The organism is Bacillus massiliglaciei (genome assembly GCF_900098925.1).
GTDB classification, from domain to species: Bacteria; Bacillota; Bacilli; order Bacillales; family DSM-1321; genus Peribacillus; species Peribacillus massiliglaciei.
The window spans coordinates 378204-394814 of record NZ_LT622358.1; the positions used below are offsets into that span (position 1 = coordinate 378204).

Below are 16611 nucleotides of genomic sequence, written 5' to 3' on the forward strand. Positions count from 1 at the left end.
CGTTGGCAAGTGGTTGCATTTTTATCTGCCGTTTCATTCATTTTTTGCTTGCCAAATACAATATAAAAAAAGAACTGGCAGAACAATTAAAACCAAGAGTTACTGGATGGCTAGGGCAAGAACCAGCATCATCATTTGACATTTATAATCCTGTTTTTGCAGTAGGGACACGTCGTTTTGAAACGGGTACGCCTTCTTTTATAAGTATCTATGCAGCTTATGAGGCACTAAAATTGCTACTTGAGGTTGGGATAGGTACAATTGAAACCTATTTAAAAGAGCTGACCCAATTCTCCATACATTATGGAAAAGGAAAAGGATTGAATCTCATAGGTCCATTTTCTACTGATGAAAGAACGAGTCTGATATCTTTTTATGTAGAAAATGCATCAAAAGTGGAAGGTATGTTAAGAGACAAAAAAATTATTGTTTCTGCAAGAAAAGATGTCATAAGAATTGCCCCTCATTTCTATAACAATAATGATGACATAAAATATGCAATAGATGAGCTGGCAATCTTAGCAAATGGGGATTAAGACAGGATTTACTCAAACAGACCTCACAAAAAGGTCTGTTTTGTTTATTATGAAAGGGGGCATTAGTAAAAAAGATATGTTTTTATTACTGTTTGCTATTTTTCATATCCAAGCTGTTTTTCTAAAGAAATTACAATGGAAGTTTCTTTCCTAATAATTATGTTTATCTACAATCATTTTCAAATCATGTTTAACTGAGTTTCGATTCTTTACGTTTGAAACGAACACACCCAACAACGTAATTATCCCTCCGATTATTGCGAAAGAAGTAGGGAGCTCATCTAGCCAAACCCATGCAATAATAAAAGCGAAAGCCGGGGTTAAATAGAGAGAACTTGTCGCTTCTGATGCACCTGTACGTGATGTGATATAAGCTAAAGTGAAATAAGGAATAACTGTTGGGAAGATTCCTAAATAGACAACCGCCATTGTTATATTAATAGGAGCCTGGATAATCGCTTGTCCAAGTCCTGAAGCAAATACGAGCATAAATAATGTCCCAGCCCAAATTGCATACACGGTAAACGTGACAAACCCATACTTCTTTAAATACGATTGTTGGAAAACAAAGTAAATACTCTCTGAGAGTGAAGCTACTAAAATCATTATAACTCCTACATTAAATGAAAGATTTTCATTTGATCCACCTAATGAAATAAATGCTACTCCTGTAAATCCTATAAGAGCACCTATCCATCCTTGTAGTCCAAACTTCTCACGAAAAAAAGCTAATGCTAGAAAAGCTGTAAAAATGGGGGTCGTAGAAACAAGTAAACTAGCTACACCAGCACTTATTGTTTGTTCTCCGTAATTTAAAGCTATTTGATACACAGAAAAGCCCAGAAAGCCTAATAACAGAATGATTGGAATATCCTTCACTTCTGGTAGACGGATTTTTAAAATGACAGCAACAATAAACAAGACAATCGATCCAACTAACAATCGTAAAAGTGATAAATGTTCAGGTGAATAAGCAGTAAGTGCTACCCGAATACCTGGAAATGCAGAAGCCCATAACACAATGGTCAATAAATGTGCGGCAATAAGTTTTAAATGAATTTTTTTTTGCATATAACCACATCCTATTTCATTTTTAAACCAACCAATTTAATTGATGATACCCATCTTAATCTGAATCTGATAAAATGTCTTCAACCAGTTAAATATTCAAAAACCAACCAATTTAAGAATGATGGTTGAAGGAGTTTACAAATGAGAAAACCAAAATATAGGAAAATCGTTTATTATGTAAAAGAAAAAATTGCAAAGGGGGAGTGGGCAATAGGGAGTCGAATACCCAGCCAACGAGAACTTGCCAAAACATTTGATGTAAATAGAAGTACAGTCATATCAGCGTTAGAAGAGTTAATGGCAGATGGGTTGATCGAAGGGAAATCAGGGGTGGGAACGGTTGTCATAAATAACACTTGGACCTTAATGGGCAATCAATCATCAACTAATTGGAATGAGAATATTACTTTAGGTGTTCATAAAGCCAGTGTTGCAACTGTGCAAGAAATAAATGAAGCAGAATCAAAAAAGACCTCATTCAGTTAAGTAAAGGAGAACTTTCACCAGATATATTCCCTTTGGAAAAAATGAAATCTGTTGTTCGAAAGGTTTCAGACCATTTAGAACCGTTCGGATATGAAGAACCAAAAGGCAATCTTAAACTAAGACATGCTATTAGCGATTATTTGAAAAAAACGGGGATTAACGCATCTCCCTCGTCTATTCTTGTGGTTTCAGGGGCACTTCAAGCCTTGCATCTTATTTCAATCGGTCTTTTGCAAAAGGGATCAACTGTCTTTTTAGAAAAACCATCATACCTCTATTCGTTGTCAGTATTTCAATCAGTGGGAATGGAGTTGAGAGGCTTGCTGATGGACGAGGAAGGGCTTGTTCCGAGTTCGATCTATCAACCAAAGGAAAAAGGCAAGAGTGCTATCTTGTACACTATTCCAACTTTTCACAATCCGACTGGAACGTTAATGCAGGAAAAAAGGCGGAAAGAACTTATTCAATACTGTGTGAAAGAGCAGCTACCTGTCATCGAGGATGACGTATATCGAGATTTATGGATAGACTCGCCCCCGCCAGCACCATTAAAAGCAAATGATCATCATGGAAATGTACTATATCTAGGCAGCTTATCAAAATCGTTAAGTCCTGGTTTAAGGATTGGGTGGGTCGTTGGATCAGATTCTGTAATTGACCGATTAGCTGATTTAAAAATGCAATCGGATTATGGATCAAGTACGCTATCCCAAGAAGTTGCAGCTGAATGGTTATCAAGTGGTTTATACGAACATCATCTCATTACTGTTAGAGAGCAACTTAAGATCCGAAGACGTACTGCAGTGGGAGCATTGGAAAAACATTTAATTCAATATGCTACATGGAAGATACCAAAAGGTGGTTTCTTCATCTGGATTAAAATAAAATCTGATTTTCAAATACGTAATTTATTTCAAAAAGCTTTGGCGAAGGAAGTTCTTCTTAATCCAGGAAGTATCTACGCTGAACAATCGGGGCAGTTTATCCGACTGTCTTATGCGTTTGCTTCGTTGGAAGAAATCAATGAAGGTATTACTAAATTGGGGGAAATTATCAAAAATAGGTAAATATGCGTTTCTACAATAGGTGGATGCGCTTTTTAACTTATATGCCAGTATAACTTAAAATGATTGTTTATTTGATATACTTTTGTTAAGCAAATCTCTAAATAAGGAGAGAATGAAATGTTAATAGGTCATATTAAGGAAATTATTCGCCATCCTGTAAAATCTTTTCACGGAGAGAGTGTAAAAAAATCTAAAGTAATGGAATATGGTTTGTATGGTGACCGTAGCCATGCTTTTTTAGATGAAACAAGAACAGGGAAGTTTTTAACAATAACACAATTCCCGGAAATGGTTCGATATAAAGCTAGATTTATAGGTGAAGAGTTAATGGAAGAATTACCCAGAGTCGAAATAACTACACCTGAAGGTGATGTTGTTGATTGGGGAGATGAAGACCTTAATAGAGAGATAGAACACAAATCGAAACGGAAAATTTCTCTTGTAAAATATACGCCTTCTCACGTGCCTTTGGGGGCAATTGAAGAAGAACACATTCAACTGGTAACTGATGCTTCATTAGAAAAATTGGAAGAAATATGGGGAAAAGCAGAGGTCGATTATCGCCGTTTTCGCCCAAATTTACTAATATCATTAAAGGAAAAAGTTCCTTTTATAGAAGAAAAGTGGTTTGGAAGACGAATGAAAATAGGGAGAGAGGTGGAAATTCAATTAAAAAGGCATTGTGAAAGGTGCATGATTATTACTGTTAATCCTGATAATGCAGAACGAGATTCGACTTTGCTTAAAAAGGTTGTAAAAGAAAGAAATAATCATTTTGGCGTTTATACTTCTGTGATAAAAACAGGTGAAATTCATGTGGGTGATGAAGTCCTTCTTCTTGATTAAAATTTTGTGAAATTCCCCTAAACTAATGACCATTCTATTGACTTAGTAAATCTTAAACTAACAGAAGAATTAAGTGATTATAGTAATTAAACAAAATATTGGTTATTCCATAAAAGGGCTCATTCTTGAAGATTTGAGCTTAAACTAGGTGCTTCTTAGTTGATAATTTACTTTTTCCGTTATATACGAAGGGCTCTTTACAAGCATAGGATCGATTTCTTTTTTATATGTTAGAGAGTATAAATGTTGCTGATTTAGAGGGGGGCGTCGTTTATGAATAGCCAATTTTATTTTATTAATGCTTTTACTAAGAAAAAATTTAAGGGAAATCCTGCAGCAATAGTTTTTTTGAAAGAGCAAAGATCAGAAGAGTGGATGAAATCTTTAGCAAAAGAACTCAATCAACCTATTACAACTTTTATTTCAAAAGAAAATGGAACTATGATGTTAGACTCAAAAGTAGACACAGTTTATTATTAAAATAACTAATAATAAGAGGTGTCCAAATGAGCAGACAAACATTTGATGAAGATTTCAAAAGAAGCACAGTCCAAATGATGATTGAACAAAACAAATCAGTTGCCCAGACGGCCAGGGATCTGGATATCAACCCAAATACTATTTACAATTGGAAAAAGAAATACGGTGAAGAGTTTATAGAAGCTGCCCTTCCAAACATGACGGAAAACCAACAATTAAAAGCCATGCAAAAACGTCTCCGTGATTTGGAAGAGGAGAATGCCATCTTAAAAAAGGCTATGCACTTCTTCGCGAAAGACCATCGGTAATTTTCTCATTTATCTTCGAGAATCGCTTCAAGTTCCGTGTGGAGAAGATGTGCAACGTTATGAATGTTTCACGAAGCGGATATCATAAATGGGTGGACCGCCCTGAAAGTGAAAAAACCAAACGCCATAAGACCCTGGTTAAGCATGTTCATAAATCCTATTTGGAATCCAGAGGACTTTATGGAAGTCCGAAGATAGCGAAAGACCTAGAGAAAAAAGGGATACCGGTTTGTCAAAAAACAGTAGCTCGAATCATGAAAGAAGAGGATCTTCGATCAAAGACTGTAAAAAAATATAAAGCGACGACGAACTCAAAACACACACTCCCAGTCTATGAAAACAAGCTCAATCAAGAGTTTAAAGTTGATGAGCCAAATAAAGTGTGGGTGGCTGATATCACTTATGTTCCCACATCAGAAGGATGGCTTTATCTGGCGAGTGTAATGGATTTGTTTTCCCGTAAAATTGTAGGCTGGTCCGTCGATAAAACAATGACAAAAGACTTGGTTATCAACGCTTTGGACCGGGCTTATAATCGCCAGCAACGGCCGCTCGGATCTGTTCTTCATCATTCAGACTGTGGAAGCCAATATTGTTCGAAAGATTACCAAAAGCAATTAGCCGCCTACAAGATCGATGTAAGCATGAGCAGAAAAGGAAACTGTTACGACAACGCTTGTATTGAATCTTTTCACAGTGTATTGAAGAAAGAACTAATTTATTTGACTAAATACAAGACTAGAGAACAAGCGAAAAAGGAAATCTATGAATATATCGAGATATTCTATAACTCAAAAAGAATACACTCTGCAAATGGTTATTTTTCCCCATCCGATTACGAACGTATGTACTTTGATAAGATTGCGAATTAAGCCAAAACTCAACTTTTCCTCTTCCTTCAAGTACAGAATGCATTCTGTACTTGAAGGAAGAGGCCACCAAGCGTAAGCGCGGTAGGTGAAATAAATCTAAAAAATTGTGTCTACTTTATTGACCTAATACCAATAAAGTCTGGTTTTCTAATTAATGTCACCTAATAATTTTTCATTTTCACAAAAGGGTAGAAATTATAAATCAAATTTATTTAACAATTCTTTCATGTTTTTATCTCGTTTTTTATTTTTTTCCAATTCTTCTTTATTAGCAATGGTAGCATCTGTTACTTTTGGGAAATGTGAGGATAAATTTCCTAAATCCAAACTTTTTTCTCTATTAATGTTACAATCAATTAAATTATCTTTGATCCCTAATTCATTTAATTTTGATTTTTTTTCTTTTTGTAAATGAGGAAAAACACTTGAAACAGCAAGGGAGTCATAAAGTTGTTCGTAATGTTCTGCTCTCTTTTTTTGTTTAGCCACTTCTTCTTTTAGGGATTGAGCATCATTAATTGCTTTTTGATATAATTCTTCTTTTGCTTTATATTGTTTTAATTCAGTATACAAATCATAAATTAATACCTCAACATTGAGTAGTTCATTTTTCAATCCCTGCTTATCTTTCCCGTATTTTTTAAAAATTAAATCAATGTTTGGTAAGGTAACCTCACCAGTTTCATCTAAATTAATGGTAGGTAACATTGGGTTATTTAATTCCTCGATAAACTCCTTCATTCGACGGGTCCAAGTATTTCTTCCTACTCCCGTTTCTTGTTGTAAGAAAGAAGGAGTTAAATTTTTACTTTGGTTTTTATATTTTACCTCTAATGCCATTTCTTTAAGTTGGTCATCTGTCCAGTCTTGTGGCTTTCCACGTCTGTTAGAATTTTTCTTCGTTACCAAATATCTTCGCCTCCATGAGTCGAGAGTCAACTGTTGCCTTCATATCCATGTACGTTAATAAGCTTCTAGATGTAGTTTTTAATGTATCATCATTTGCACTTCTAAGCGAATTAGCAAGGTTCGTAGAGATTTCTTTCATTAGTTCTATAGATTCCCGAATCTTTATTTCTAAGGTTTTTGATGAATCTAATAACCATTTAATAGCTTCCTGATGTTCATTAATTGAAGGGTTGAATCTATAGTTGGAGCAAAACTCACAATATTCAATACAACTATTAGGAAAAACGTCCTTTTGTTCCATACAAGTACCGTATTGTACTCTACCGACAATATTTTCCTCGCCATTAATTGTTTTAGATTTTCCTTTATCATAAATGAATCGTCGCCAGCCGATGATTCCATTGCCAATATTGTTACTTACTTTGGTTTCAATTTTCCTTTGAGCCAAGCGATACACATAGGATTGTGCAAAATGTTCAGCATGTGAAAAATAACTATACTGACTTCTTATTTCATCGTGACCGGCCATTCTAGCAATGGAGAGCATGTTAAATCCTTGTAGGCACATATTTATTATTGCAAAATGCCTTGTATCTCCTGACTTTATCCTTTCAAGACCATATTGGCCGTAAATTCCTTCTACAACCTTTTCATAAAACTCCTTTTTTAAATAGTCAAGATCTCTCCTGTTCATTCTGCTGTTTTTTTTCTTTGATCTAATTTTTCTAAACATTGTTAGCAACTCAACAGGGAAAAGATATTCTGAATCAATATCTAATAATTTTATTTTTTTGATTGACCGTGATAAAAAATCATACGTACTCTTGTCAATTTCAATTAAATCATGCCTGATTACGAAGCCAGGAGAACTAGACTCATTTTTAATTCTCGGTACTGAAATTCGATAGGGGTTACGAAAATTATCTATAACTTTTAAGCAATCCTTTTCTATCAATAAAAATTCTGACGGCCTCATAGGTAGAACATTCGTGAGTAACCACCAAATCATTATTGGTAAGAATTTAAATGTTTCATCAGAAGAGTAATTTCTGAAGTAATCATTAATAATGTCATCAAAAATCATAATATCCTCAAATAAGGGTAATTCTCTACTAGTTAATTTCTTTGAAGAAAAATTATTGCAAATGTCCTCAATTTTTTCATGGTTCTCGACCTTGTGAAAAGACAAGAAACGCTTTACGTCCGTTGATATTCGATGGCCTTGATAGGAATAGTTAGTACTTTGAATTTCTAATAAAGATTCAAATGCCTTTATGTCCTGAAAACCATTTGTTGCAAGAATAACCTTCTTTAATACTGCTAATTCATTATAGATTGTCAGGGGGGACCTTCCAGATATTAACCTCAGAATTGTATAACCTTTAAGAGTTTTGTTCAGATCGTAATGAATTTCTATGTCAAAAGAAAGAATAATAGGGTAGTCTAGCAATTTTTCGGGTATCTCCCAATGTATATCTTCAAAACTACCTAAAATATAGTTAGTAGCAACTAATTGTTGAAACATTTCTTTATATTCGTTTATGTCAAATGTTTTATATTCAACATTCTTTTTTTTCTCTATTATTGCATCGTTATTAATAGATCCAATTTTTGTTCTTAACTCCATTTGTTTGCTCCTTTGATTATTCAATGTGAAGTTTGTGCGCTAGATTTTCTATTCTCCTCCAAGTTTCCTCCGTTGGAATAAAAGCATTTACTGTCTCTTCACCATGAGTTAGACGTGCTTCTTTCCAAATTAATAGGCAATGTAACAAAAACTTGGTATCTTTCATAATAAGTAATTCATTTGTGTAAGATTCTATATTATCTAATAGTCGATTTAATTCTTCCGTGAGTTGAATTAGCAATAAATTCTGTGGAATCACATATTCACATGAATAACAATTGGCTAGCTGCGGATATTTACAATTAGGATGTACAAAGCATTGAGCATGTTCATTTTTAGAGGGCATTCTTCCTTTAGACAGCTTTATAATAATTTCCTTGATTTCATCATATGAATAATCTATTAATTTCGAAATAACTGATTGCCTTTTTTGATAAATATCCGTTAAATAATCATCCATGTTTTTAGCTTTGTTATTTAAAGGAACAAGGGTTAAATAATTCTCTATAAATTTAGAAAGGTTTTCTAAAGCAGTTGGAGACATTTCCTGTCTGATATTTTCAATAAGTTTAGTCCGTTCTTCCATAGTATTATTAATCTGGTTATATTGAGAGGCATATAAGATAAGATAGTTATATAGCCAGCCAAAATGTCCTCTTCTAAAAAGATTGTACGAGACACGATTGATCGACCCATCTTTATTTGTAGCTTGGATATATACACTGGTTGTTTCCGGGCTTTTGTGCGATCTGGCCGTCTGTGTTAAGTGAAGTGCCAATTCTCCATCATAACCGTCTTCTTCAGTTATAGAGTAAAATAGATAAGTACCAACACTATTGTTCATTTTCTGGCTACTAAAGTGAAATTCTTTAAATTCTGATACGGAATTAAAAAACTTTTTATGTCTTATCTTTCCTTCAGTTTTTATAACATTGTATTTACCTTGAAAAAAAGTATTTAACAGCATTTCACTACCATCCATTTTTCTATGAAATTCAGAAATAACTAGGGAAGTAGCTAACGGGTAAATGAGGTCAGGTGCTACAACAAATGTTAAAAGCTCATCCGTTTTACTTGTACGTTTATGCCTAAAATGAATATATAATTGATTAATAATCAACTGTGTTTGAAAGTCTGATAAATCGTTTTCTAAAAACCAATCAATTGTGTTTATACTTAGACTTTCTATGTCGATGTTTGGAGTGTTTGTAATCAAATCTTGTCCTCTTATAAAATCTGTAAGCAGCAAAATCGTATAAACCCACATATGAGCGTAATATTTATCTTTAACTGCAACTGGTGTATGAGTTTTTGTATCCCTAATATAATTATAGATTTTATGAAATAACTCTGCAGGATATATGTCTTTACTATCTGTTTTGCGATTTTTCTTTGAAATAACAATTTCTTCATTAGGTTTGATATTTTTCATACTGTACGTATATTTTATGAATTGAGCCAATAACTTTTTTTCATGCTGAGTAAAGGGGGAATTTGTGTCTAAAAAAGACTTTATCTCATCAGTTGTATGTAAATATATCTCTTTATTTATGTTAGAAAATAACCTTTTATAAAAACGTTTAAATAACCCAACTCTAGATTTTATATACCCTGATGAACCTGATATATTGTTGGTTTGCAATAAGCAATAATCAAGATAAAATTGTTTAGTTTCTTGTAATTCTTGTTTGTGCTCTTTTGATTTTATAAATTCTTTTATTTCCTCAAAACCTGTTTTTCCTGAATAATCTATTTTCATTTTTGATTGTTTCTGTATAACTTCAAAGTCCTCAATATCCTTAAGTGGAATATGCCATTGGCCAGTTTGTTTAAATGCATTTGGGAAAATTTTTTCTGAAATCATCCTGGAGATTACTCCTGGACTACTATAACCTAACCTTAAGCTAGCTTCCTTAGTATTTAAGTATTTCTGTGAAAACTGTTTAATTGATTTTTCATAAGCATCAATATCGCTTATGGGAATCCACCATTGTCGTGAGATTTTAAAACTGTTTGGAAATTTACCTTTGTTAATTAACTCAATGACGGTTCCGTTTGTTTTGTAACCGAGCCTTTTTGATGCTTCTTGCATGTCTAAACAATTATTTGCCAAAGGTAACTTTGGAGTTGACCGTTTTTTGAGTCGTTTTTTGGATCGTTTATATTTTTTAGGCGAGTGGTTATCTTTATCATCTAGATACGCTGTAATATCACTCATAGGTATCCACCATTTATGGGCAGATTTAAATGCGTTAGGGAATCTGTTTTTCTCTATTGCAAGACGAACAGAAGAAATTGCTTTGAATCCTAACATTTTCGACGCTTCTATAGTGTCCAAACAATTCTCTGTATTAGAAAGTTGTTCGAAAGCTTCAATATCGCTAACAGGAATTCTCCATTTTCTATTAAATTTAAAAGCATTAGGGAATTTATCTTTTCGGATTAAATCGCCGATGTGTTGACCTGATTTGTACCCTAGTCTTATTGCTGTTTCTTCCGAGGTTAAACAGTTGTAAAGTGTTGTTTGTTGTTCATGCGCCTCAACATCACTAAGAGGAATCCTATATTTCCCCAATACTGTGAAAGCGTTTGGGAAGTTATTTTTTTTAATTAAATCAATAATGGAGGCACTTGATTTGTATCCTAGTTTTTTTGCCACTTCTATAGTGCTCAGGGAATTCTCTGTATTTACAGCGTGTTTAAAGGCTTCAATATCACTCACAGGAATTCGCCATTTCCCTTCTAAAGAAAAAGCATTAGGAAATCTTTTTGCTTTAATCAAATAGTTAATATTAGAACTTGAACTGTATCCGAGTTGTATCGCTGCTTCCGTTGTGCTTAAGGAACCATCAAATTGCTTTAAATTTCTGTAAGCTTCAATATCATTAAGAGGAATACGCCATTTATTCAGGACTTTAACTGCATTAGGGAATTTCCCTTCTTGTAATAACTGAATGATGGAATTCTTCCTAAGACCTAATTTCATCCCTGTCTCTTTAGTATCAAGGCTATTAGGTGGACAAACAAATTTCTCGAAAGATTCAATATCGCTAAGAGGAACCCACCATTGCCCTAGAGACTTAAAAGCGTTTGGAAATCTATTTGCTTTTACCATCTCAATAATTGAATTTCCTGACTTGTACCCTAGTCTTAGTGCAGCTTGCTTTGTGTCTAAACAATTAGTATTTAATTTAGCTTTTAATTGCTCAAATGCTTTTATCTCACTAATAGGTATCCTCCATTTTTCATAAAATCTAAAAGCGTTTGGGAAGATGCCTTCTTTAATTAAGCTAACAATCGAATCACTAGACTTATAACCAAGTCTTAATGCAGCTTCTTTGGTGTCTAAATAATTATCTTTATCTGTATATTTTTCAAACACCTCAATATCACTAATAGGAATCCAGAATCTATTCTTGAATATAAATGCATTAGGAAATACTTTTGTATTAATCATATGGTGAATACTATCACTTGAGGCATATCCCAATCTTTGTGCTGTCTCTTTAGCACCTAAACAGTTGTCAGTACTTTTACGGAAGTTATTCAATATTCTTGTTACCCTCCTGTATTAACCTTGGAATATAAGTTTGATGCATTTGTGAAACCTTTTGTTCTATTTTTTTGTGTATTCTTTCAGTTGAAACCATATAAGTTAACGCAGAAGTGATATTTGAATCACCACGAAGATGTGCTATTTCATAAGGGTTCTCAGCATCTTCAGCAATAATGTTTGTAAATGTACCACGACCAATATGGGTTGACCATTTCATATATTTGAGATGTGAAGCTAAAAGCTTTTGCTCACTATCTCCGTAGTTTTCCAATTGACTGATAAAAGAGTCTTTTACTTTCTGGAAGTATTGTCTATAACTTCTTTGAGATAATGCTTTTCCATCTCTATTGACAAATAAAGCATCACTTTCATCCAAGGGTTTATAGAGATTAATATGATCTTTAAATAAGCTATGCCCCCAATCATTAATTTGCATAACACGTTGGGTTCTTACTTTTTTAACGGAGGCATCTTCTTTAAGGTCGGTCCGAAAGTTCTGTTTATTTAATTTTAAAACAAAATCTCCGTCTCGCATTCTTCTGACTATTTGGGTTCTTTTTATATTTACTACTTCGGAAATACGTAGACCCCCAAATATCTGAAAATATATTCCTAATGCTATAGGTTTAGCTACGGCAATTGCTACTTCTAAAAGAAGGGGAATATACCCAATCGGTAAAGTATGTTCAATTCTTTTTGGTGATCTAGCTGGATATAATGGTTTAAAGGGCGATTCATGATATGAAGAAAATTGTGACTGCTTTCTAACGAACAAATCTTTTGAGATTGAATTAATACCATCTAGTTTTGTTAACCAAAAATAAAAATGTGTAAGAGTTCTTTCTGCATTTTTAACGGTTTGTCTACTTACCCCTTCCATTGAAAGGTCATTAAGATATTGTGTACCATGAAAAATTTCTAGTTCTTTGAGTGTATTAATTTTTAATGTTTTTTTATTTGCTAATAAATAATTAAGAAACTTTACAACATTATTTGCATGTTTTCGTTGTGTATGGAACTTACGATTCTTCCAATTATCAAAAATAAATTGCGAAATGGGATGAATAATATGGACATCTAACGTTTTATCTTTAAGGCCAATGGTTGCAAAGTGCTTTTGTTTCACTTCTCCATTACTGAGAAAAACATAATCAATCCATACAGGGACAGTACAAAATTTAATGGATTGTCCTCTTTCAAAATAAACTAAATTATCTATTTGATTTTCTATATAGATCCCTCCCCAATAACAAATTATATTTATGTGCATTTTTAGTTGTAAACCTTTATGGAAGATATAGTATAAATTGATTTTACCAATTATAAGAATTATGTACAATATAATAAAATGTGAAAATATTAATTTTACTTGATATAATTAGAGTTATAAGTCTATTTTTTACTTTAATTAAGTGCATTTATTTTATGTGCATATTAATAGAGATAAGCAGGACGGGAAGGCGAATTAATCATCCGAAACATCATTCATATGAGCGGCGTTAAAAAGCCGATGAAGCGTTTATGGATTTCCTCATTGACCCCGAAAGCCATTCAGGAAGGATTCCAAAATCTGATAGATGAGGAGAAAACGAGACCATTGTTTTACGAGGCTTATACAAGAGCCTGTGCGGATTGGGTGGTCGGAATGAATGCCTCCAGAGTGTACAGCATTCTTTTGAAACAGAAAGGAGCCTCTGACGTTTTTTCTGCAGGGAGGGTTCAGACCCCGACCCTTGCTTTGATTGTAAAGCGGGAAAATGAAATTGATCAATTCAAGCCTGAAACATTTTGGGAAGTGGTGGCAGACTTTAATTTTGAAGGAAAGAAATATCAGGGTAAATGGGAAAAGGAAAAAGAATCAAGGGTCAAGACGGCAGAAATGGCAGAAAAGATTGCCGCTTTCTGTAAAGGCAAACCAGCAGAAGTAAAGGATTTGAAAACGGAGCGGAAAGAGTATCAGCCGCCTCTTTTATTCAATCTATCTTCCCTTCAGGCCACAGCGAATAAAATGTACAAGTTTTCTCCAAAGAAGACGCTGGATCTAACACAGAGCTTATATCAAAAAGGGATTGTTTCTTACCCACGAACCTTATATACAAAAATGGATATGGACATAATTAATTGAATATGAAAAAGGCTGAATTATAGCAGTTTGTAGCGTGTCCATATGTTGTGGACATAATGAGGTAATTAGTATTTAAAAGGAGAAAAAATTACAGGTATTTAGATTATTTGGGGCAATTTAAATTTTATACAATAGCTATTCATACATAATAAGAATTAAACTTGTAGTAGACGAATAGCACATCAGCTTTTCCAAAACCTCTATATCAAAACTTCTAAATTTCAATATATTCTTTTTTTATTTGGTTCTTTCACTAAAAATAATCCTCAGATTGAAAACAGAAAAAAATTAAAATATTAATTATGAGTTCAAAAATTATAGATTAATAGTTATTATGTTTTAAACGAAATTAAAGTTTTAACTAATTTCCTCATTGTATTTTTAGAACTTGAGTGGATAAACAATTATTCATTATTCTTGTTAAGAAGGGAGAATAACATCAAGATGGGCAAAACACTAATACTAACAGAGAAGCCTTCTGTAGCTAAGAATATAGCAGATGCACTTAAAATAAAAAGTAGGCAGGATGGTTATTTTGAGGGCAGCGATTATATTATCACATGGGCTTTTGGTCACCTTTTACAGTTATTTGATGCAAAAGATTATGATGAGAAAATGGCAAAATGGAGAATAGAAAACTTTCCTTTCATTCCAGATAAATTTAGATATAAAGTGAAATCAAATCAAAAAAATCGAGATAAAGAAGATTTAGGTGCAAAAAAACAATTGAATATCATTTATAGTCTAATTAAAAGAAATGATGTTACTAATCTTATATCTGCGTGTGACTATGATAGAGAGGGACAAATTATTGGAGATACGATCTTATATATGATAAAACATGGTAAAAAGGTTTATCGATTACTATTAAATGAGTGGACACCGAATGAAATACTAAAGAGTCTAAAAAATATAATATCCAACGATGAGATGATGCCTTTAAGAGATGCAGGTATAGGTAGACAATGGGCGGACTGGACAATAGGAATTAATCTTACTTCTATGGCAACATTAAAATATCAAAAGGGTAAAGGACAAGCGCTTAATATTGGAAGGGTTTTGCTACCAACTTTAAAAATTATTTATGACAGAGATAAAGAAATAGAAAATTTCGTTCCAGAAGATTATTTTAAACTAAAAGCATTATTTGCAACCCGATCAGGTAGTGAATATGAAGGGATTTATTATCTTAACAATGAGGATAAATTTAAAGATAAACAAGTTCTAATGGATATTCATTCCCTTTTGTCTGGAAAAGAGGGCGCCGTATCCGAAAAAAATGTTGAGAAAAAAATTGAATATCCCCCTTATTTATTTAATTTATCCAATCTTCAAGGGTTTATTACGAACAAATATCAGGGCTGGACTTCGGACAAAGTTTTGCGGATTTCACAATCATTGTATGAGAAAAAACTAATCACCTATCCCCGGACTTCTAGCAATTTTTTGGATGAGAGTCTTGTTGAACGGGCAGAAAATGTTTTAAATGCTCTAAAAAAAGGACTGCCTTATGAAAGTGAACTAAGATTTACAAGAACAAAAAGGGTGTTTAATAATAAGAAGGTTGAAAGTCACAGTGCCATTATTCCAACGTATTTAATCCCTAAAGCATTGACTAACGATGAAATGATTGTATATAGTGCTGTGAAAAATAGGTTCTTAATGCAATTTATGCCTATAGCGGAATATGAAGAGACTACTCTAAAAACAACTATAAATAATGTAGAGGGAGAATTTTTATCTAAAGGGAAGGTTCAATTAGTTGAAGGATGGAAAAAGGTTGAGAAAATCGAATCGAAGGATACTATTCTACCTTTAGTTAATATAAATGAGGTCGTAAGTATTGAAGACCACAAATTGACTTCTCATGTAACGAAACCACCAAAATACCATACTGAAAAAACATTATTAAGAGTAATGGAAACATGCGGCAAGGGTAAAGACAAAGAGGATGAAGACAGTGAAGAAATGATGGCTGCTATTTTAAGTGGTTATAGCATTGGTACTCCAGCTACAAGAGCTGAAACAATAAAAAAACTAAAAGATGTCGGTTATATTGCTACTCAAAATAAAAATTTAATTTGTACGGATCTGGGAAGAAAGTTAGTTGAAACATTTCCAGTAAAGGATTTATTTGATTTAGAATTTACTGGTAGATTGGAAAAAACATTGTCTGATATTGAAAAACAAAAATTTACAAAAGAAAGTTTCTTAAACTTAATTTTCGATTTTACAACAGAGGCTGTTAATACAATAAAAAATGAAAATGATATCATTATTAACGAAGTATCAAACGAAAAGAGGTCAATTGAGGTTCTTGGTAAATGTCCTCTTTGCGGGCATGGAATTATTGAAGGACAAAAAGGGTTTGGTTGTAGCAACTGGAAAAATGGGTGTAAATTTGTCATTTGGAAAAATGATAAATATTTAGCATCAATGAAAAAGAAGCCCACAAAAACAATGGTTAAAAACCTTTTAAAAAATGGAGTCGTTTTGGTTAAAGGACTAACGAGTAAAAAAGGTAATAAGTTTGATGCTAATTTACGTTATGAGAAAAATTCTGATAACGAATATTTTAGTTGGAAGATGGAGTTCAATAAATAGTATTAGTATAGATAGAGAGATGGGTTAGTAAAGAAACCCATCTTTTTATTAAACTTAATAAAAATTATGTATACAAGTTATGTAGAATTTTATAGAATTAAGGTAAATAAAAGAAATGGAGTAG

Annotated in this window: 10 protein-coding genes and 2 pseudogenes; 7 read left to right on the forward strand and 5 right to left on the reverse strand. The window is 33.0% G+C overall.

Annotated elements, in window-relative coordinates; genetic code table 11:
- Positions 1 to 2 precede the first annotated feature (2 nt).
- Complete coding sequence (locus BQ4305_RS10260; RefSeq protein WP_234396928.1) at positions 3 to 536, forward strand: aminotransferase class V-fold PLP-dependent enzyme; 534 nt, start codon at positions 3 to 5, stop codon at positions 534 to 536.
- Between the two features lie 150 nt (positions 537 to 686).
- Here BQ4305_RS10260 and BQ4305_RS10265 read toward each other — a convergent pair whose 3' ends face one another.
- Positions 687 to 1607, reverse strand: coding sequence for a DMT family transporter (locus BQ4305_RS10265; RefSeq protein WP_110927707.1), 921 nt, complete (start codon positions 1605 to 1607; stop codon positions 687 to 689).
- Positions 1608 to 1748: 141 nt separating this feature from the next.
- On the opposite strand from BQ4305_RS10265, the pseudogene BQ4305_RS10270 reads away from it, so the two are divergent.
- The 4 genes and pseudogenes from BQ4305_RS10270 to BQ4305_RS10285 all read left to right on the forward strand — a co-directional run bounded on the left by BQ4305_RS10270 (position 1749) and on the right by BQ4305_RS10285 (position 5666).
- A pseudogene (locus tag BQ4305_RS10270) lies at positions 1749 to 3160 on the forward strand (aminotransferase-like domain-containing protein).
- Positions 3161 to 3277: 117 nt separating this feature from the next.
- Positions 3278 to 4006 (forward strand): MOSC domain-containing protein, encoded by a 729-nt coding sequence (locus tag BQ4305_RS10275; protein WP_110927708.1) that lies wholly within the window; start codon positions 3278 to 3280, stop codon positions 4004 to 4006.
- A gap of 273 nt (positions 4007 to 4279) precedes the next feature.
- A complete protein-coding gene (locus tag BQ4305_RS10280; RefSeq protein WP_110927709.1) occupies positions 4280 to 4486 on the forward strand; it encodes a PhzF family phenazine biosynthesis protein in 207 nt (68 codons plus the stop codon).
- Between the two features lie 26 nt (positions 4487 to 4512).
- Positions 4513 to 5666 (forward strand): IS3 family transposase gene (locus BQ4305_RS10285; RefSeq protein WP_110927710.1). Its coding sequence is split into 2 segments (ribosomal slippage): positions 4513 to 4765 and positions 4765 to 5666, totalling 1155 coding nucleotides; the frame shifts between segments, so codons are not numbered across the junction.
- A gap of 195 nt (positions 5667 to 5861) precedes the next feature.
- On the opposite strand, the gene BQ4305_RS10290 is transcribed toward BQ4305_RS10285, so the two are convergent.
- From BQ4305_RS10290 to BQ4305_RS10305, 4 genes are read right to left on the reverse strand one after another with little or no spacing between them, the layout of a single operon-like run.
- On the reverse strand, positions 5862 to 6575 hold the full coding sequence (locus tag BQ4305_RS10290) for a hypothetical protein (RefSeq protein WP_110927711.1): 714 nt from the start codon (positions 6573 to 6575) through the stop codon (positions 5862 to 5864).
- The gene (locus tag BQ4305_RS10295; RefSeq protein WP_110927712.1) at positions 6553 to 8202 is read right to left on the reverse strand and encodes a site-specific integrase; all 1650 of its coding nucleotides are present in this window, start codon (positions 8200 to 8202) and stop codon (positions 6553 to 6555) included. The genes BQ4305_RS10290 and BQ4305_RS10295 overlap by 23 nt, the downstream gene beginning before the upstream one ends.
- Before the next feature lie 16 nt (positions 8203 to 8218).
- A complete protein-coding gene (locus BQ4305_RS10300; protein ID WP_110927713.1) occupies positions 8219 to 11752 on the reverse strand; it encodes a helix-turn-helix domain-containing protein in 3534 nt (1177 codons plus the stop codon).
- The gene (locus BQ4305_RS10305) at positions 11745 to 13028 is read right to left on the reverse strand and encodes a tyrosine-type recombinase/integrase (RefSeq protein ID WP_110927714.1); all 1284 of its coding nucleotides are present in this window, start codon (positions 13026 to 13028) and stop codon (positions 11745 to 11747) included. Before BQ4305_RS10305 ends, BQ4305_RS10300 begins: the two co-directional genes overlap by 8 nt.
- Before the next feature lie 177 nt (positions 13029 to 13205).
- Between BQ4305_RS10305 and BQ4305_RS10310 the strand changes: the two are divergent.
- Positions 13206 to 13883, forward strand: a pseudogene (locus BQ4305_RS10310) (DNA topoisomerase); the annotation flags it as partial.
- 444 nt (positions 13884 to 14327) lie between these two features.
- Positions 14328 to 16487: a type IA DNA topoisomerase gene (locus BQ4305_RS10315; protein ID WP_110927716.1), complete on the forward strand. Its 2160-nt coding sequence runs from the start codon at positions 14328 to 14330 to the stop codon at positions 16485 to 16487.
- The last annotated feature ends 124 nt before the right edge of the window (positions 16488 to 16611 follow it).